The 17,063-nt window shown below is 70.5% G+C and carries 18 protein-coding genes; 8 read left to right on the forward strand and 10 right to left on the reverse strand.

Going from position 1 to position 17,063, the window contains the following annotated elements:
- Positions 1-29: 29 nt before the first annotated feature.
- Together RISW2_RS03455 and RISW2_RS03460 are read right to left on the reverse strand one after the other, a co-directional pair.
- Positions 30-431, reverse strand: a complete 402-nt coding sequence (locus RISW2_RS03455) for a RidA family protein (RefSeq protein WP_043766688.1) — start codon at positions 429-431, stop codon at positions 30-32.
- The gene (locus RISW2_RS03460; protein ID WP_043766692.1) at positions 428-853 is read right to left on the reverse strand and encodes an acyl-CoA thioesterase; all 426 of its coding nucleotides are present in this window, start codon (positions 851-853) and stop codon (positions 428-430) included. The genes RISW2_RS03455 and RISW2_RS03460 overlap by 4 nt, the downstream gene beginning before the upstream one ends.
- A gap of 171 nt (positions 854-1,024) precedes the next feature.
- On the opposite strand from RISW2_RS03460, the gene RISW2_RS03465 reads away from it, so the two are divergent.
- Entirely contained in the window at positions 1,025-3,313 is a 2,289-nt protein-coding gene (locus tag RISW2_RS03465; RefSeq protein ID WP_043766695.1) for a bifunctional salicylyl-CoA 5-hydroxylase/oxidoreductase, read from the forward strand.
- Positions 3,310-4,059 carry an SDR family NAD(P)-dependent oxidoreductase gene (locus RISW2_RS03470; RefSeq protein WP_043766698.1) on the forward strand — a complete coding sequence of 250 codons (750 nt, stop codon included), beginning with the start codon at positions 3,310-3,312 and terminating at the stop codon, positions 4,057-4,059. Before RISW2_RS03465 ends, RISW2_RS03470 begins: the two co-directional genes overlap by 4 nt.
- Before the next feature lie 39 nt (positions 4,060-4,098).
- Here the strand turns inward: RISW2_RS03470 and RISW2_RS03475 are convergent, their stop codons facing one another.
- The 8 genes from RISW2_RS03475 to RISW2_RS03510 form a co-directional block, all read right to left on the reverse strand.
- Positions 4,099-4,716 carry a class I SAM-dependent methyltransferase gene (locus RISW2_RS03475; RefSeq protein WP_043766700.1) on the reverse strand — a complete coding sequence of 206 codons (618 nt, stop codon included), beginning with the start codon at positions 4,714-4,716 and terminating at the stop codon, positions 4,099-4,101.
- Between the two features lie 5 nt (positions 4,717-4,721).
- Entirely contained in the window at positions 4,722-5,504 is a 783-nt protein-coding gene (gene pssA, locus RISW2_RS03480; RefSeq protein WP_084615234.1) for a CDP-diacylglycerol--serine O-phosphatidyltransferase, read from the reverse strand.
- A gap of 3 nt (positions 5,505-5,507) precedes the next feature.
- The gene (locus RISW2_RS03485; RefSeq protein ID WP_043766703.1) at positions 5,508-6,200 is read right to left on the reverse strand and encodes a phosphatidylserine decarboxylase; all 693 of its coding nucleotides are present in this window, start codon (positions 6,198-6,200) and stop codon (positions 5,508-5,510) included.
- Positions 6,201-6,311: 111 nt separating this feature from the next.
- Positions 6,312-6,791: a DUF6505 family protein gene (locus tag RISW2_RS03490; protein ID WP_043766707.1), complete on the reverse strand. Its 480-nt coding sequence runs from the start codon at positions 6,789-6,791 to the stop codon at positions 6,312-6,314.
- Positions 6,792-6,795: 4 nt separating this feature from the next.
- Positions 6,796-7,524 (reverse strand): biotin/lipoate--protein ligase family protein, encoded by a 729-nt coding sequence (locus tag RISW2_RS03495; RefSeq protein ID WP_043766711.1) that lies wholly within the window; start codon positions 7,522-7,524, stop codon positions 6,796-6,798.
- A complete protein-coding gene (locus tag RISW2_RS03500; protein WP_043766715.1) occupies positions 7,517-8,587 on the reverse strand; it encodes an Mrp/NBP35 family ATP-binding protein in 1,071 nt (356 codons plus the stop codon). The genes RISW2_RS03495 and RISW2_RS03500 overlap by 8 nt, the downstream gene beginning before the upstream one ends.
- Positions 8,584-8,808, reverse strand: a complete 225-nt coding sequence (locus RISW2_RS03505) for a DUF6494 family protein (RefSeq protein ID WP_280113150.1) — start codon at positions 8,806-8,808, stop codon at positions 8,584-8,586. Before RISW2_RS03505 ends, RISW2_RS03500 begins: the two co-directional genes overlap by 4 nt.
- Positions 8,809-8,958: 150 nt before the next feature.
- A complete protein-coding gene (locus RISW2_RS03510; RefSeq protein ID WP_043766718.1) occupies positions 8,959-10,956 on the reverse strand; it encodes a 4Fe-4S binding protein in 1,998 nt (665 codons plus the stop codon).
- A gap of 96 nt (positions 10,957-11,052) precedes the next feature.
- Between RISW2_RS03510 and RISW2_RS03515 the strand changes: the two genes are divergently transcribed.
- From RISW2_RS03515 to fdh3B, 6 genes are all read left to right on the forward strand, one after another.
- Positions 11,053-11,652, forward strand: coding sequence for a DUF3305 domain-containing protein (locus RISW2_RS03515; RefSeq protein WP_051491769.1), 600 nt, complete (start codon positions 11,053-11,055; stop codon positions 11,650-11,652).
- Positions 11,649-12,314 (forward strand): DUF3306 domain-containing protein, encoded by a 666-nt coding sequence (locus tag RISW2_RS03520; protein ID WP_043766722.1) that lies wholly within the window; start codon positions 11,649-11,651, stop codon positions 12,312-12,314. The genes RISW2_RS03515 and RISW2_RS03520 overlap by 4 nt, the downstream gene beginning before the upstream one ends.
- Before the next feature lie 121 nt (positions 12,315-12,435).
- The gene (locus RISW2_RS03525) at positions 12,436-13,074 is read left to right on the forward strand and encodes a TorD/DmsD family molecular chaperone (RefSeq protein WP_043766968.1); all 639 of its coding nucleotides are present in this window, start codon (positions 12,436-12,438) and stop codon (positions 13,072-13,074) included.
- 42 nt (positions 13,075-13,116) lie between these two features.
- Entirely contained in the window at positions 13,117-13,311 is a 195-nt protein-coding gene (locus RISW2_RS03530) for a hypothetical protein (RefSeq protein WP_043766725.1), read from the forward strand.
- A gap of 82 nt (positions 13,312-13,393) precedes the next feature.
- Positions 13,394-16,378: a formate dehydrogenase subunit alpha gene (locus RISW2_RS03535; RefSeq protein WP_043766729.1), complete on the forward strand. Its 2,985-nt coding sequence runs from the start codon at positions 13,394-13,396 to the stop codon at positions 16,376-16,378.
- Positions 16,379-16,393: 15 nt separating this feature from the next.
- A complete protein-coding gene (gene fdh3B, locus RISW2_RS03540; protein ID WP_043766732.1) occupies positions 16,394-16,987 on the forward strand; it encodes a formate dehydrogenase FDH3 subunit beta in 594 nt (197 codons plus the stop codon).
- Positions 16,988-17,063: the final 76 nt, after the last annotated feature.

Genomic DNA, 17,063 nt, shown 5'->3' on the forward strand with positions numbered 1-17,063 from the left:
CGGGCCCCCCGCTTGGGGGGCCTGCGCGCTCAGCCGTTCGGCAGGACCGCCGTCGCCTCGATCTCGACCTTCGCCTCGTCCTCGACGAGGGCACTCACCACGACCATGGTCATGGCGGGAAAGTGGTAGCCCATCACCTCGCGGTAGGCCGCGCCCACCTCGCGCTGGCGCGCGACGTATTCGGACTTGTCGGTGACGTACCAGGTCAGGCGCACGATGTCGGTGACGTCGCCGCCGGCGGCGCGCACCACCTCGGCGATGTTGACGAGCGCCTGCTTCATCTGGCCGATGAAGTCGTGGCTCTCGAAGACCTGCCGGGACGTCCAGCCGATCTGGCCGCCGACGAACAGCATGCGTCCCTCGGCGACGATGCCGTTGGCGTAACCCTTGGCGGGCGTCCAGCCTTCGGGGTGAATGGTGACCGTGCTCACTGCGGGGCATCCTCCAGATAACGTTCGAGCGCCCGGCGCGTGGGCTCGGGCCAGGGCTTCGATTTCAGCGGGTCGAGCGAGACGAGGACCAGCGTCGCCCGGGCGGTCAGCCGGGCGCTGCCGTCGTCGCCGGTGGCGTGCAGCACGAGGTCGAGGCTCGCGCCGCCGATGCGGGTGACGCGCAGCGACCAGTCGAGATCATCGCCGAGCCGCGAGGCGGCGTGGAACTCGGTGTCGATCCGAGCGGCGGGCACGCCCACCCGGTCCCGGCCGTGCATCCGCGCGAAGGACCAGCCGACCGCGTCGGCGAAGAACGTCTCGATCGCCGCGTTGATCATCTCGAAATAGCGCGGGTAGAAGACGATTCCGGCCGGGTCGCAATGCTGGAACATCACGCTATTTCGCCACGCAAAGGCGGGCATCAGCCGCGCCCCCCGTCCTGTTCGCCAATAGCCATGGGTCCTCGCCCGCTGCCGTTGCCCATCCACCTTCGGGCAGTGCGGCAAAAACTTCAAGCCTAAAGTTTTATACTTGAAATGAATCGCGGGCGGTGGGACAGTTCCGCCAAAGCTTGCCCGGAAGGAGAGCGCGCGATGAAGATTGTCTGCCTCGGGGGAGGTCCGGCCGGCCTCTACTTCGCCATCAGCATGAAGCTGCGCCGCCCGGACGCCCAGGTGACCGTGCTGGAGCGCAACCGCGCCGACGACACCTTCGGCTGGGGGGTCGTGCTGTCGGACGAGACGCTCGACAACCTCGAGAAGAACGACCCGAAATCGGCCGCCCTGATCCGCGACCATTTCGCCTACTGGGACGACATCAAGGTGGTGAAGGAGGACGTGGCGATCACGTCCACCGGCCACGGGTTCTGCGGGCTCGGGCGCAAGACGATGCTGCTGCTGCTGCAGGAACGCGCGCGGGAGCTGGACGTCGAGATGCGGTTCGAGACCGAGGTCGACGACATCGAGACGCTGATGCGCGAGAACGACCTCGTCGTGGCGGCGGACGGCATCAACTCGCGCACGCGGACGGCCTTTGCCGCCACGTTCAAGCCCGAGATCGACACCCGCGCGTGCAAGTTCATCTGGCTCGGCACGCACGCGAAGTTCGACGACGCCTTCACCTTCATCTTCAAGAAGACCGAGGCGGGCTGGATCTGGGCGCATGCCTACCAGTTCGACGACGACACCGCGACGTTCATCGTGGAATGCGCGGAGCCGACCTGGCGCGCGCTCGGCCTAGACACCGCGTCGCAGGACGAGACCATCGCGCTCTGCGAGAAGATCTTCGCGGATCACCTGGACGGCCAGCCGCTCATGTCGAACGCCAAGCACCTGCGCGGCTCGGCCTGGCTGAACTTCAACCGCGTGCTCTGCGAGAAGTGGCACCACGAGAACGTGGTCCTGCTGGGCGATTCCTCGGCGACCGCGCATTTCTCGATCGGGTCTGGCACCAAGCTCGCGCTAGAATCCGCGATCTCGCTCGCCGAGCTCGTGACCGAGAAGCCGACGCTGCGGGAGGCCTTCGAGACCTACCAGGAGGACCGTCGGCTCGACGTGCTGCGGCTGCAATCGGCGGCGCGCAACTCGACCGAGTGGTTCGAGGAGGTGGAGCGCTACCTGCATCTCGATCCGGTGCAGTTCACCTATTCGCTGCTCACGCGCAGCCAGCGCATCAGCCACGAGAACCTGCGCCTGCGCGACGCCGCATGGCTGCGGCAGGCCGAGGAGTGGTTCCAGGCGCAGGCGGGCGCCAACGGCGTGCACCGCGCGCCGATGTTCGCGCCCTTCGCGCTGCGCGACATGCGGCTCAAGAACCGCGTCGTGGTCTCGCCCATGGCGCAGTACAAGGCGGTGGACGGCTGCCCGACCGACTGGCACTTCTCGCATTATGCAGAGCGGGCAAAGGGCGGTGCGGGCCTCGTCTACATCGAGATGACCTGCGTCAGCCCCGAGGGGCGGATCACGCCGGGATGCCCGGGTCTCTACGCGCCCGAACACGAGGCCGCGTGGAAGCGGCTCTGCGATTTCGTGCATGCCGAGACCGACGCGAAGCTCTGCATGCAGATCGGCCATGCGGGCCGAAAGGGATCGACCCAGATCGGCTGGGAGGAAATGGACGCGCCGCTGCCCGCGAACAACTGGCCGCTCCTGTCGGCCTCGGCGGTCCCGTGGTCCGACCGCAACGCGGTGCCGAAGGCCATGGACCGTTCCGACATGGACCGGGTGCGCGACGAATTCGTCGCCGCGACGGAGATGGCGGCACGGGCGGGCTTCGACATGATCGAGCTGCACGCGGCGCACGGGTACCTGTTGTCCTCGTTCATCTCGCCGATCTCGAACCTGCGCGACGACGAATACGGCGGATCGCTCGAGAACCGGATGCGCTGGCCGCTCGAGGTGTTCCGCGCCATGCGCGCGGCCTGGCCCGAGGAAAAGCCCATGTCGGTGCGGATCTCGGCAACCGACTGGATCGGCAGCCGCGGCGTCGAGGGCGAGGAGGCGGTCGAGATCGCGTCGATGTTCCGCGCGGCAGGCGTCGACATCGTCGATGTCTCGGCGGGCCAGACCAGCGTCGAGGCGCGCCCCGTCTACGGCCGGATGTTCCAGACGCCGTTCTCGGACCGCATCCGTAACGAGCGCGGCATTCCCACCATGGCGGTCGGCAACATCTACGAGCCCGACCACGTGAACTCGATCCTGATGGCGGGACGGGCGGACCTGGTCTGCCTCGCGCGGCCGCACCTGGCCGATCCCTACTGGACGCTGCATGCCGCGGCGGCCCTCGGCGACGAGGACACCGCCTGGCCCGATCCCTACCTTCCGGGCCGCGACCAGATGCGCCGGCTCGCCACCCGCGGCGAGGGGCTGGGGATCCGGGTATGACCGATCTCACGGGACGCACGGCCCTGGTGACGGGCGGGGGCGCGGGCCTCGGCGCGGCGCTGGCGCGGGGGCTCGCCGAGGCGGGCGCCGAGGTCTGGATCGCCGGGCGCCGCGCCGGCCCGCTCGAGGCGGTGGCGGCGACGCATGCGCGCATCCGCGCGGTCGAGGCCGACGTGACCGACGAGACCTCCGTCGAGGCGATGTTCGAGTTCGCGGGCCCCTGCGACATCGTGATCGCCAATGCGGGCGCGTCCGAAAGCGCGCCCTTCTCGCGCACCGGGCTCGACACCTGGCGGGCGATGATCGACGTGAACCTCACCGGCGCCTTCCTGACGCTGCGCGAGGGCGCGGCGCGGCTCAAGGGCGCGGAGTGGGGCCGGCTGATCGCCGTGTCCTCGACCGCGGGGCTCAAGGGCTACGCCTACGTGTCGGCCTATGCCGCTGCAAAGCACGGTGTCGTCGGCATGGTCCGGTCCGCCGCGCTCGAGATGGCGCGCACGGGCGTGACGGTGAACGCGCTCTGCCCGGGCTTTCTCGAGACCGAGATGACCGACCGCTCGATCGCCAACATCGCCGAGAAGACCGGCATGAGCCCCGAGGATGCGCGGGCGCAGCTCGAGCAGATGAGCCCGCAGCGGCGCCTGATACGCCCCGAGGAAGTGGTGGCCGCGGCGCTCTGGCTCTGCGGGCCGGGATCGGAAGGGATCACCGGCCAGGCGATCGCGATCGCCGGCGGCGAGGCCTGAGGCGCGCGTCGCACGCGCGCGTCCCGGTCCGCGCGTCGGTCAGACCTTCTCGAACACGAGGAAGGTCATGATGCCCATGGGCGGCTTGCGCTTGCGGATGATGAGGTTCAGGCCCGGCGTCTCGGTCACCGTGGACATCGGGAAATCCGAGTGCCAGCCCAGGAGGTCCGCGAAGGGCGCGATGCCGCGTTCGATCCGCGCCATTGGGCCCCGGTCGGTGGAGAAGTGGTTGGTCATGACGAGCCGGCCGCCCGGGCGCAGCACGCGCGCGATCTCGGCCATGACGCGCCTTGGTTCGGGCACGACCGAGATGACGTGCATCGCGGCGACGGCGTCGAAGCTTTCGTCGGGAAAGGTCAGTTCGCGCGCGTCCATCTGCAGGAGCGCGTCGATCTGGTTCAGCCGGTCCCGGCTCACGCGCGCGCGCGCCTTGGCCAGCATCTCGTCGGAGAAGTCGATGCCCGTAACGCGCCGGTCGCGGCCGTAATGCGGCAGCGCGAGGCCGGTGCCAACCCCCAACTCGAGGACGTCGCGGCCCGGCAGCGCGTTGATGTGGCCGACCGCGCAGGCGCGCGTGCCGGCGGTCAGCGCGCCGAAGGTCCGGTCGTAGATCGGGGCCCACCGGGCATAGGTGTTCTTGACCGCGTCGAGTTCCAAGTGCCTCATCCTCCTCGGGGTTTTCGCAGGTAGTCCCGGACCGACAGGAGCAGCGCCGCCCCGTAGAAGCCCGCGAGGACCACGAGGGTGGCCCATGTGTAGATCAGCAGGAGCGCCGCCAGGAGCACCGTCCCGAGCAGCACGTAGCGCGCGCGACCGCGCGAGATAGTCACGTTCTTGAAGGACGGCGTCGGCAGCCGGCTGATCATCAGGAAGCCCACGAAGACCACCCAGGCCGCGACGGCGCCCGCCGGCAGGAACGGCCCGGCATCGAAGGCGAGCGACAGGATGATCGGCAGGAGCGCCAGGAACCCGCCCGCGGGCGAGGGGACACCGGTGAAATGCGTGGCGGGCCCCGCGGTCTCGGTGGTGCGGCTGTCGACGTTGAACCGCGCGAGCCGCATCAGCCCGCAGAGCGCGTAGCACAGGACCGCGATCCAGCCCGCGCCGCCGATCTCCTGCAGGCTCCAGAAATAGAGGATCAGCGCCGGGGCGACGGCGAAGTTCAGGAAGTCCGCGAGCGAATCGAGCTCCGCGCCGATCAGCGAGCGGCTGCGCAGGAGCCGGGCCAGCCGGCCGTCGAGCCCGTCGAGAAGGCCCGCGAGCAGGATCAGGCGCACCGCCCAGTCGAATTCTCCCTGCCATGCGAAGCGGATGGCGGTCATGCCCGCGCAGACCGCCGAGAGCGTGACGAGGTTCGGCAGGAGCTTGACCAGCGGCAGTTCGCGGGCGGCGCCGTTGCCGCGTCGCGGCTTGCCCTCGGGATCGCGTGGCGCCTCGTCCAGCATGGCTCAGGTCGTCCGCGAGGACCGGCGGGGCTCGTCCGAGGCGAGGTCGGCGATCACCGTCTCGCCCGCGACCATGGTCTGGCCGACGCTCACGAGCGGCGCGACGCCCTCGGGCAGGTAGACGTCGAGCCGCGAGCCGAAGCGGATCAGGCCGAAGCGGTCGCCGCCGCGCAGGTCGTGGCCCTCGGAGACGAAGCAGAGGATGCGCCGGGCGACGAGACCCGCGATCTGCACCACGGCGATGCGCTGGCCGCCCTCGGTGTCGATCACCAGCGCGTTGCGCTCGTTGTCCTCGGACGCCTTGTCGAGCGAGGCGTTGAGGAACTTGCCCGGGCGGTAGGCGATGGCCGAGACGCGGCCGGGAACCGGCGCGCGGTTCACGTGGCAGTTGAAGACCGACATGAAGACGCTGACGCGCAGACGCCGCTCCTCGGGCAGGCCGAGCTCGGGCGGCGGCGTCGCTTTCTCGATCAGCGACACGATGCCGTCGGCGGGGCTGAGCACGAGCCCGGGCCGTTCCGGCGAGGTCCGCACCGGGTCACGGAAGAAGTAGTAGCACCATACGGTCAGCCCGACACCGATCCAGCCGAGCGGTTCGGCGATCAGGAACAGGACCGCGGTAACGGCGGCGAAGATCGCGACGAAGCGGCGCCCCTCGGGGTGCATCGGCTTCAGGAAGGTGTCGCGCATGCGCATGGGCGGGTCTTTCGGGACGTGTCGGTACCCGGCGGTGGTATCCCGTGGCGCGCGGCACATGCAAGGGTCGCCGCGCGTCTGGATTGTGCGGATCGTTGCCGGGACGGCGCGTCAGTCGGCGCTTCCATGGATCGCCACGAGGTCGATCTCGGCCTCGGCGGGGGTGATGGCGCGGAAGCTCTCGCGCACGCCGGCCTCGGTCAGCTCGCGGCTGACGGCGAGGAGCACGTTCGGGGAATGGTCGGCGCAGAGCTCGACCATGTAGGCGATCTCCTCCCGCGCGATGGGCAGGGCGGCCTCGGCGTCAGGGGCGCCGTAGAGCTGCACGAAATGGTCGGCGAGCCGGCGCGCGAGCGGCTCGAGCTCGGCCTCCTCGACCTGCGCCACCGCGACGAGCGTCGCGCGGCCGAAGCTCTCGAGCGACAGCCAGCCATTGGCGAAGGCCTGCCGCGCCTTGCCCGACAGGTCTCCCTCGGTCCAGTTCGAGAACTCGAAACCGCCGGGAATCGCCCATTCCCCCGCCTCGGCGGGACGGGAGAAGACCTGCGCGTCGCTTTCGTCGAAGCGGATCGTGCGGGCAAGTTTGGGCATGGGGTCAGAGGTCCTCCAGCATCAGGGTGAGCGGCAGGAGCCGCGTGGCCCCGTCCGACTTGAGGATCATGCCGCCCGTTTCGTCAAGGCCGAGGAACGTGCCCGTCTCCTGCCTGCCGGGCAGGGTTACGGTGACGGGGCCGTTCAGGCCGAAGGCGCGGCCGGTCCACATGGCGTGCAGCCGCTTGCGTTCGCCGCGGTCGAGCATGTCGATCCAGTAGAGCGCGTGGCGCCCCCAGGCCGACAGGAGGTCGGTCGCGGCCAGGTCGCCGCAGCCCTCCTCGATCAGGCTGGTGCGGTCGGGATGGTGGCCCGGTTCGTGCACCCGCGAGGACGTGAGCGCGAGGTCGAGGCCCACCACCAGCCAGTCGGGTTCCGCCTGCGGGTCGCGGGTCGCTGCCGCGGCGCGCAGCGTGCCGCACAGCCCGCCGTTGATCCGGATGCCGCCCGGCCAGTCGAACTGCGCGGCGATCTCGGAGGGCGCGAGCGCGCCGAAAGCGTCTGCGAAGCCGTTGGCGAGCGCCAGCACCGCCAGCATGGCCGAGCCGAGCGGCTCCTCGGGGGCGAGCACGATGGCGGCCGACAGCCTCTCGGCGTCGAGCCGGTGCAGGATCAGCCCGGGATCGGTGCCGGCGCGGGCGCGCGCCACCGCCTCGGGCAGCGGCGCGCGCCGCACCGGCTCTCCCCGCAGGAGCGGGGGGAAGGTGGGCGCGTCGGCGGTGACGTCAGACATGGCCCGCGTCGATCAGCTTCCGCGCGATGTCGCGGAAGGCCTTCGCCTGCGGGCTTTCGGGCTTGATCGCCACGATCGGCGCGCCGCCGTCGCCGGCCAGCCGGATGTCGAGGTCGAGCGGCACCGCGCCGAGGAAGGGCAGGCCCAGTTTCTCGGCCTCGGCCCGCGCGCCGCCATGGCCGAAGAGATGCGCCTCGTGGCCGCAGTTCGGGCAGATGTAGGTCGACATGTTCTCGATCATGCCCAGCACCGGGGTGCTCGTCTTCTTGAACATGTCGAGCGCCTTGCGCGCGTCGAGAAGCGCGATGTCCTGCGGCGTCGAGACCACCACGGCGCCCGCGACCACCGCCTTCTGCGCGAGGGTCAGCTGCACGTCGCCGGTGCCCGGCGGCAGGTCGACGAGCAGCACGTCGAGGCTGCCCCACTGCACCTGGTTCAGCATCTGCTGCAGCGCGCCCATGAGCATCGGCCCGCGCCAGACGACCGCCTCGTCCTCGCGCGTCATGAGGCCGATCGACATGAGCGTCACGCCGTGGTTGCGCAGCGGCAGGATGGTCTTGCCGTCGGGCGAGGCGGGCCGCCCCGAGACGCCCAGCATGCGCGGCTGCGAGGGGCCGTAGACGTCGGCGTCGAGCAGCCCGACCTTCTTGCCCTCGGCGGCGAGCGCGACCGCGAGGTTCGCGGCGACCGTCGACTTGCCGACGCCGCCCTTGCCCGAGGCGATGGGAATGATGGCGCGCACGCCCGGGATGGCCTGCGGGCCTTTCTGCGGCGTCGGGTGGCGGCCGACCTTGAGGTCCGGCGGCGGCGCCTTGGCGCTGTGCGCGGTCAGCACGGCGGACACGTTGCCCGCGCCCGCGATCTTCTCGAGCTCGGCGACGGCGGCGGCGCGCACGGGCTCCATCGCCTTGCCATGGGCGGGATCGACCTCGATCACGAAGCGCACGCGCCCGTCCTCGACGGTGAGCGCGCGCACCACGTCGGAGGCCACGAGATCGGTGCCGGTCGTCGGGTTCTCGATCGACTTGAGCACCTCGAGGACGCTGTCGCGGGTCAGGCTCATGCCGCGCCCCCGCTGTCGCGGGCGGGCTTGATGCGGCCCTCGACCACGTGCTCGAGCCCGAGCGCGTCGGAGGTGAGGACCACCTTCACCGGCACCTCGTCGGGAAGCGCGCGACCCTCGGCTGCGGCATTGCGCACCGCCTCCTCGATCGCCTGCTGCGATGTCACGCCCACCTGCTTGAGGAACTTGCGCATGGACATGTTGAAATCTTCGTCGGTCACTCTGGCCTCCTCGGCGTCGGATCCGGCGCGGCGCGCGCTGTGGCGTCGCGCCGCCGGTGGCGTTTGTGTCGTCTCGCGCGTCCGAGGACAAGGTGCGCGGCCGTCCGTCCCGCGCATCGTGATCGCGGACCGGGACCGGCGCGCCTGTCCTCAGTTGCGCTTCGACGGGTCGAGATAGTCGTCGGTCGTGCGCACCCGCGGGCGGTCGCCCATCCGGAAGGGCGCGTTCTCGTCGTGGTACTGCGCCCGCACGCGGCAATCGTCGCACATGCGGATGAGCCGCGTGTTGTGCGAGTTCGTGAACATCGCGTGGCTGCCCTCGAGCTTGGCCACGATGCGCTCGACCGTCGACTTCACGCCGAACGGCTTGCCGCACTCGATGCAGCAATAGGGCTCCTCGGCCTTGAGGACGCGCGCGTCGAGCGCGGCGTCGGAGGGATCGAGCCGGGGTTCGAGCGTGATCGCGTCCTCGGGGCAGATCGTCGCGCAGATGCCGCATTGCAGGCAGGCGTCCTCGCGGAACCGCAGCTCGGGGCTGTCGGGATTGTCGAGCAGCGCCCCCGACGGGCAGAGCCCGGCGCAGGAGAGGCAGAGCGTGCAGGCCTCGGTGTCGAGGAGGACCGCGCCGTAGGGCGCGCCCTCGGGCAGGGCGATCGGGTCGTGTTGCGCGCCGCGGGCCAGCGCGCGGACCGCGAGCCGCGTGGCGTCGCGCCGCCGCCCGAGCGGCAGGATGGGCGAGACGCCGTCGAGCGGCGCGGGCCGCCCGGCATGCAGCGCGTCGGCGACCGCGTCCGGGTCCGCCATGTCGAGAAGCCGCACGCGGCCCGCACCCGCGCCGATGCCGCCCGACAGCGCCTCGGCCAGCGCGATCTCGGCCTCGAGCGGGCCGCGCTCGGTGCGGGGCGCGGGCAGGATGTCGACGCCGACGAAGCCGCAGCCCAGGGCCACCAGCGCCTCGGCATGGCCGAAGGCGTTGAGCGCGGGCAGTTCCAGCGGGATCACGTCGGCGGGCAGGCCGCGGCCGAAGCGCGCGGCGAGAGCGATCAGCTCGCGCCCGTGGCCCTCGTCGTGCACGAGCAGCCGCGGCGCCGTGCCGCCCGCTGCGCGATGGGCCGCGGCGAGCGCCGAAATCTCGGCGAAGACGTCGGCCACGGGCGGCGCGTCGTAGGAGATGGCGCCCGAGGGACAGGCGGCCGAGCACATGCCGCAGCCCGCGCAGATCATCGGATCGACCGCGACATGGTCGCCGTCGGGGGTGATCGCCCCGGTCGGGCAGAGGTCGAGGCAGCGCGTGCAGCCGGTCTGCCCGGCGCGGGAATGGGCGCAGAGGCTTTCCTCGAGCGCCACGTGCAGCACCTTCTCGAAGGTGCCCGAGAGGTGCGAGGCCTCGAAGAGGACGCGTTCGACGGCGATGCGGTCGCGCGGGTCGGCGCGCAGGTAGCCCTCGCGCTTTTCATGCGCCGGAAAGAGCGGCGTGCCGCCCGTCAGGTCCAAGAGCACGTCGCAGTCCGAGGTGCCGCCGTCGCGGGGCGGGCCGAAACCCGGCACGCGGCCCGCGGGATCGAACGGGCGAAGCGCGTCCACCGTGACCTCGAAATGTCCGAGCGCACCCTCTGCGCGGCGCAGCCGGCCCATCGCCACGTCGAAGCGGCGCACGGGTTTCGCGAGCATCGCCGGATCGGGCGCGTCCGTCAGCACGCAGGTGACCGACAGCGCGTCCGCGAGCCGTTCCGCCGCGGGCAGCGCCACGTCGGGCGCGCCGATGACGAGGCAGAGCCCCTCGGACACCACGTCGCGCGTCTTGGCGGGCGTCCGGCCGCGGCGGGCGGCGGCGAGCAGCGCCGCGATCTTGGGCGTGGCGGCGCGGCCGCCTTCTTCGGACCAGCCGGCGCGATCGCGGATGTCGACGGTCAGCGGCGGCGGCACGCCCTGGTCTTCGGCCAGCGCCGCGAAGGTCTCGGCCTCCTGCTCGCAGGCGACGATGACCTCGGCGTCGGGATCGGCCAGCGCCTCGGTCAGCGCGTCGGACTGGCGGGTGCAGAGCGCGGTGTGCGTGCGCGGACAGCTCAGCCCCGTCGCCGCCGCGATGCCCTCGCGGTCGAGCGTCTGGCTGCCTCCGCAATCGCAGAGAAACAGGCGGCGTGACATGTGGTCCCTTCCTGCGCACGTCTGGACATATGTCCCGGTCTGCGCGTTATCCTCAGGCCGGGCACGGTAGAACGGCCGAACGGAGAGGACAAGATTATGAATGGCGCATCGGACACGGGCACGGCGGCGCGCAGCGCGCGGCTGCCGGTCGGCATCGTGGTGCGGCGCGCGCCCGGGGCGACGCGCTGGGCGAAATGGTCGTGGCGCGTCGTGGCCCTGATGCCGGGGGCGGGGCCCGGCGGCTGGACCGAGCTGCGCCGCGACGGCGAGATCGTCGACTATCACGCCGCGACGGTCCCGCTCGAGCTGCACCGCGCCGAGACCGACGGCTACCTCGTGGCGCTGAACGGCACGCCGCCCGCGGTCTTCGTCATCCTGCGCCGGCCGCCCGGCACCATCGAGGCGCGGCCCGAGGTCGTGAAGATCACGGCCTCGGCCTATGACGGGCAGGACCACACCGACAACGGCGAGGACATCGTCGAGCGGGTGCCGATGCCCGAGGGGCTCGAGGCGTGGATCGCCGAGTTCTGCCGCACGCACCATGTCGAGGAGGCCTTCGTGAAGCGCAAGCGCACGCCGCACCACGTCGAGGCGCGCGAGGACGGCAAGGGCGACGCGCGGGTGCGTCAGGCGGCGGACGTCTACCGCGCGCCGGCCTCGCTGCGCGCGGGGCAGCGCGGGGAGGGTGCGGAATGACCGGCAGCGACGACGGGTTCCTCGGCCGCTGGTCGCGGCGCAAGCGGGCGGTGGCCCGGGAGGAGGCCGAGGCCGAGGACGTGGCGCCCGCGCCCGACACGGCGCCCGACGAGGCGCCGGATGCCGAACCCGAGCCGGCCGGGCCCGAGCGCAGCGACGCGGAGATCCTCGAGATGCTGGGGCTGAAGGATCCCGACCTTCTGAAGAAGGGCGACGCCTTCGCGCCCTACATGCAGGCCGCGGTGCCGGATCACCTGCGCCGGCGCGCGCTGCGCCGGCTCTGGCGGTCGAACCCGGTGCTCGCGAACCTCGACGGGCTCAACGACTACGACACCGACTTCACCGGCGGGGGCGTGGCGCCCGGGATGCTGAAGACCGCCTACAAGGTCGGGCGGGGATTCCTGCGGGATGCGCCCGAGGTGGCGGACGGGACGGGCGAGTCGGAGGTGGCGGTCGCCGATGCCTCGGACGAGCCCGCCGAGGCCGCTGCAACCGGAGCGGGAGACGCCGCGGCGGTGTCGGAGGAGACCCCCGCGGACGGTGGCACTGACGACACTGCAGAACCTCCCGAAGAACACGAGACCGGGAAGAAACGACACGAACCGCAGGATTATGCATACGCGCCGCCCCGTCGTAGAATGCGCTTTCATTTCAATGACTAGGAAGTGAGCGGTGCGGCACCTGCGCGCTTGAATTATGACGCGGCACCGCGCAATCTGTATGCAAACGGGCGGAACGGCCCGATCGTGACGTCGCGGAACAGCGATGCACGCCATGCCGCATATGGGAGGACGACCGATCGTGTCTTCGGGGACAGCCGAGCTTGACGCCATCGCGGAAGAGGACGCGCTCCGGGCCGAACTCTACGATCTGCTCGCCGCGCTCCTGGCGCGGCCGGCGGATGCGGAGCTGATCGCCCGCGTCGCGGGCCTGAGCGGTGACGCGACGCCCCTCGGGACGGCGATCGGGGATCTGGCGCGGGTGGCCCGCGCGGCGAGCCCGGGTGCGGTCGAGCGCGAGTTCAACCGGCTCTTCATCGGTCTCGGGCGCGGCGAACTCCTGCCCTATGCCAGCTTCTACATGACCGGTTTCCTGAACGAGAAGCCGCTTGCGGCGCTGCGCCGGGACATGGCGCGCATCGGCGCCGCCCGCGCGCCCGGCGTATGGGAGCCCGAGGACAACGTGGCGAGCCTCTGCGAGATCATGGGCGGGCTCATTCGAGGCCGCTTCGGCGCGCCGGCGTCGCTCGCCGAGCAGCGCGAGATCTTCGGCCGGCACATCGCGCCCTGGGCCGGGCATTTCTTTTCGGACCTCGAGGGCGCGAAGAACGCGGAGTTCTACCGGCCGGTGGGCGCGGTGGGCCGCGCCTTCGTCGAGATCGAGAAACAGGCGTTCCGGATGTCCGGCGACGGCGCGGACTGAACGGGCGCGCGGGGATACATGCAGCGGGAAGGGATCAGACAGATGGCCGAAACGGACAGACCGGGCGACGCGAGCCGCCGCAACTTCCTGAAATTCGTGGGTGTCGCGGCGCCTGCGGCGGCTGCGGCCGCGACCGGAACCGCCGCGGCGGCCGATGTCGACCAGCCGGAGGCAGAGGGCAACGGTCTGCGCGATACCGCGCATGTCCGCGCCTACATCGCCAGCGCGCGGTTCTGACCGCCGCGCACGGTCGCACTTTACCAGTACCGAGCGCAGCCCGGCCGGAATGACGGTCCGAGGCGAGCCAGGGAGGACAGACATGCTGAAGAAGAAGACGAACACCGCCCCCCGGTCGCGTCCGCGCGGGGCGTTCCAGCGCGTCGCGGAGGCGTCGGTCGACCGGCGCTCGTTCCTGCGGGGATCGGGTCTTGCCATCGGCGGGCTCGCAGCGCTCGGGGCCACCGCGGGCACCGTCACGCGGGCCGAGGCGCAGGCCGCCGTCGCCCGCGCGGTCGACACCGTGAAATCGGTCTGCACGCACTGCTCGGTCGGCTGCACCGTCATCGCCGAGGTGTCGGACGGCGTCTGGGTCGGGCAGGAGCCCGGCTGGGACAGCCCGTTCAACCTGGGCGCCCATTGCGCCAAGGGCGCGTCCGTGCGCGAGCACGCCCACGGCGAGCGCCGCCTCAAGTACCCGATGAAGAAGGTCGGGGGCGAGTGGCAGCGCATCTCGTGGGAAGACGCGATCAACGAGATCGGCGACCGGATGATGGCGATCCGCGACGAGAGCGGGCCGGATTCCATCTACTGGCTGGGATCGGCCAAGCATTCGAACGAGCAGGCATACCTGCTGCGCAAGTTCGCGGCCTATTTCGGCACGAACAACATCGACCACCAGGCGCGGATCTGCCATTCCACCACGGTCGCCGGGGTTGCGAACACGTGGGGCTACGGCGCCATGACCAACTCCTACAACGACATCCACAATTCCAAGGCGATCTTCCTCATCGGCGGCAACCCTGCCGAGGCGCATCCGGTGTCGCTCCTGCACCTGCTGAAGGCCAAGGAGGAGAACAACGCGCCGCTGATCGTCTGCGACCCGCGCTTCACCCGCACGGCGGCGCATGCGGACGAGTTCGTGCGCTTCCGGCCCGGGTCGGACGTGGCGCTGGTCTGGGGCATCCTCTGGCACATCTTCGAGAACGGCTGGGAGGACAAGGAGTTCATCCGCACCCGCGTCTGGGGCATGGACCAGATCAAGACCGAGGTCGCCAAGTGGACGCCCGACGAGGTCGAGCGCGTGACCGGCGTGCCGGGCAGCCAGCTCGAGCGCGTGGCCCGCACGCTGGCCAACAACCGTCCGGGCACCGTGATCTGGTGCATGGGCGGGACGCAGCACACCAACGGCAACAACAACACGCGTGCCTACTGCATCCTGCAGCTCGCGCTGGGGAACATGGGCACCGCCGGCGGCGGCACCAACATCTTCCGCGGCCATGACAACGTGCAGGGCGCGACCGACCTCGGCGTGCTCGCCGACACGCTGCCCGGCTATTACGGCCTGACCGACGGGGCCTGGGCGCACTGGGCGCGGGTCTGGGACGAGGACCTCGACTGGCTGCGCGGCAATTTCCGCGTGATGCCGGGGGCCGGCGCCGACGGCGCCGACCGCATGATGATCAACGAGACGGGCATCCCAGTGTCGCGCTGGTTCGACGGCGTGCTCGAGGCCAAGGAGAACCTCGACCAGCCCGACAGCACGCGCGCCATGGTGTTCTGGGGCCACGCGCCCAACTCGCAGACGCGCCTGCCGGAAATGAAGGAGGCGATGGAGAAGCTCGACCTCCTCGTGGTCATCGACCCCTATCCGACCATGACCGCGGTCATGCAGGATCGGACCGACGACCTCTACCTGCTGCCTGCCGCGACGCAGTTCGAGACCTACGGGTCGGTCACTGCGTCGAACCGGTCGCTGCAATGGCGCGAGAAGGTGGTCGAGCCGCTGTTCGAGAGCCGCCCGGACCACAACATCATCGCCATGTTCGCAGAGAAGTTCGGGTTCGCAGACCGGCTGTTCCGCAACATCGAGGTGAACGACACCGACCGCGGCCCCGAGCCGCTGATCGAGGACCTCACCCGCGAGTTCAACCGCGGCATGTGGACCGTTGGCTATACCGGCCAGTCGCCGGAACGGCTGCGCACCCACATGCAGAACCAGCACACCTTCGACCGTACCACGCTGCGCGCCATGGGCGGCCCCGCCGACGGCGATTTCTACGGCCTGCCGTGGCCCTGCTGGGGCACGCCGGAGATGCGGCACCCGGGGTCGGCGAACCTCTACGACACGTCGCTGCCGGTGGCCGAGGGAGGCATGGGTTTCCGGGCCCGCTACGGCGTCGAGTACAACGGCGACAACCTGCTGGCCGAGGGATCCTATCCCGTGGGCTCCGAGATCCAGGACGGCTACCCCGAGTTCACGATGCAGATGCTCATCGATCTCGGTTGGGACGGCGACCTGACCCCCGAGGAGCGCGCCGCGATCGAGACGGTCGCGGGCTACACGCCCCCGGGCGGCGAGGAGGTCGGCGAGACCTCGCAGACCGGCGAGCGTCCGTCCGACTATTCCGAGAAGGTCGGCGGCGTGAACTGGAAGACCGACGTGTCGGGCGGCATCCAGAGGGTGGCGATCGCCCATGGCTGCGCGCCCTACGGCAACGCCAAGGCGCGGGCCGTGGTCTGGACCTTCCCCGACCCGATCCCGCTGCACCGCGAACCGCTCTACTCGAACCGCCGCGATCTCGTGGCCGACTACCCGACCTACGAGGACAAGAAGTTCTGGCGGGTGCCGACCATGTACGCGTCGATCCAGCAAAACGACTTCAGCAAGGACTTCCCCATCATCCTGACCTCGGGCCGGCTCGTGGAATATGAGGGCGGCGGCGACGAGACCCGGTCGAACCCGTGGCTCGCCGAGCTGCAGCAGGAGATGTTCGTCGAGGTGAACCCGCGCGACGCCAACGATCTCGGCGTGCGGGACGGCTCGGACGTCTGGGTCGAGGGCCCGGAGGGTGGCAAGGTGCTCGTGAAGGCCATGGTGACCGAACGGGTCGCCGCAGGCGTCGCGTTCATGCCGTTCCACTTCGGCGGTCACTGGATGGGCGAGGACCAGAGGTCGAAATATCCCGACGGCGCCGATCCCTACGTTCTGGGTGAAAGCACCAACACCGCGCAGACCTACGGCTACGACTCGGTCACCCAGATGCAGGAGACCAAGGCCACGCTCTGCAAGATCTCGGCCGCGTAAGGGAGGACTCGATACATGGCACGCGCAAAATTCCTTTGCGACGCGGAACGCTGCATCGAGTGCAACGCCTGCGTCACCGCCTGCAAGAACGAGCACGAGGTGCCCTGGGGCATCAACCGGCGCCGGGTGGTCACCATCAACGACGGCAAGCCGGGCGAGCGGTCGATCTCGGTCGCCTGCATGCACTGCTCGGACGCGCCCTGCATGGCCGTCTGCCCGGTGGACTGCTTCTACCAGACTTCGGACGGCGTGGTCCTGCATTCCAAGGACCTGTGCATCGGCTGCGGCTACTGCTTCTACGCGTGCCCGTTCGGCGCGCCGCAATACCCGCAGGCCGGCAATTTCGGCAGCCGCGGCAAGATGGACAAGTGCACCTTCTGCAACGGCGGTCCCGAAGAGGACATGTCCGAGGTCGAGTTCCAGAAATACGGCCGGAACCGGATCGCCGAGGGCAAGCTGCCCATCTGCGCCGAGATGTGCTCGACCAAGGCACTGCTCGCCGGTGACGGCGACACGGTGTCGGACATCTACCGCGAGCGCGTGGTCGCGCGCGGCTTCGGCTCCGGCGCCTGGGGCTGGGGCACGGCCTACGACCAGAAGGGCAACTGATCCCTTCGGGTCCGGCGCCGGTGCGCCGGGCCCGTCACCTGAAACGAGATCGGGCCGGACGGCGGGATGTCCCTGC

Origin of the sequence: Roseivivax isoporae LMG 25204 (genome assembly GCF_000521865.1) — a bacterium.
GTDB lineage: Bacteria > Pseudomonadota > Alphaproteobacteria > Rhodobacterales > Rhodobacteraceae > Roseivivax > Roseivivax isoporae.

What these genes read in the sequence shown, in the direction of transcription:
- RISW2_RS03460 (WP_043766692.1), bottom strand. Translation starts at nt 853, where the DNA reads ATGCCCGCCTTTGCGTGGCGAAATAGCGTGATGTTCCAGCATTGCGAC.
- RISW2_RS03465 (WP_043766695.1), top strand. Translation starts at nt 1,025, where the DNA reads ATGAAGATTGTCTGCCTCGGGGGAGGTCCGGCCGGCCTCTACTTCGCC.
- RISW2_RS03470 (WP_043766698.1), top strand. Translation starts at nt 3,310, where the DNA reads ATGACCGATCTCACGGGACGCACGGCCCTGGTGACGGGCGGGGGCGCG.
- pssA (WP_084615234.1), bottom strand. Translation starts at nt 5,504, where the DNA reads ATGCTGGACGAGGCGCCACGCGATCCCGAGGGCAAGCCGCGACGCGGC.
- RISW2_RS03485 (WP_043766703.1), bottom strand. Translation starts at nt 6,200, where the DNA reads ATGCGCATGCGCGACACCTTCCTGAAGCCGATGCACCCCGAGGGGCGC.
- RISW2_RS03490 (WP_043766707.1), bottom strand. Translation starts at nt 6,791, where the DNA reads ATGCCCAAACTTGCCCGCACGATCCGCTTCGACGAAAGCGACGCGCAG.
- RISW2_RS03495 (WP_043766711.1), bottom strand. Translation starts at nt 7,524, where the DNA reads ATGTCTGACGTCACCGCCGACGCGCCCACCTTCCCCCCGCTCCTGCGG.
- RISW2_RS03500 (WP_043766715.1), bottom strand. Translation starts at nt 8,587, where the DNA reads ATGAGCCTGACCCGCGACAGCGTCCTCGAGGTGCTCAAGTCGATCGAG.
- RISW2_RS03510 (WP_043766718.1), bottom strand. Translation starts at nt 10,956, where the DNA reads ATGTCACGCCGCCTGTTTCTCTGCGATTGCGGAGGCAGCCAGACGCTC.
- RISW2_RS03515 (WP_051491769.1), top strand. Translation starts at nt 11,053, where the DNA reads ATGAATGGCGCATCGGACACGGGCACGGCGGCGCGCAGCGCGCGGCTG.
- RISW2_RS03520 (WP_043766722.1), top strand. Translation starts at nt 11,649, where the DNA reads ATGACCGGCAGCGACGACGGGTTCCTCGGCCGCTGGTCGCGGCGCAAG.
- RISW2_RS03525 (WP_043766968.1), top strand. Translation starts at nt 12,436, where the DNA reads ATGGGAGGACGACCGATCGTGTCTTCGGGGACAGCCGAGCTTGACGCC.
- RISW2_RS03530 (WP_043766725.1), top strand. Translation starts at nt 13,117, where the DNA reads ATGGCCGAAACGGACAGACCGGGCGACGCGAGCCGCCGCAACTTCCTG.
- RISW2_RS03535 (WP_043766729.1), top strand. Translation starts at nt 13,394, where the DNA reads ATGCTGAAGAAGAAGACGAACACCGCCCCCCGGTCGCGTCCGCGCGGG.
- fdh3B (WP_043766732.1), top strand. Translation starts at nt 16,394, where the DNA reads ATGGCACGCGCAAAATTCCTTTGCGACGCGGAACGCTGCATCGAGTGC.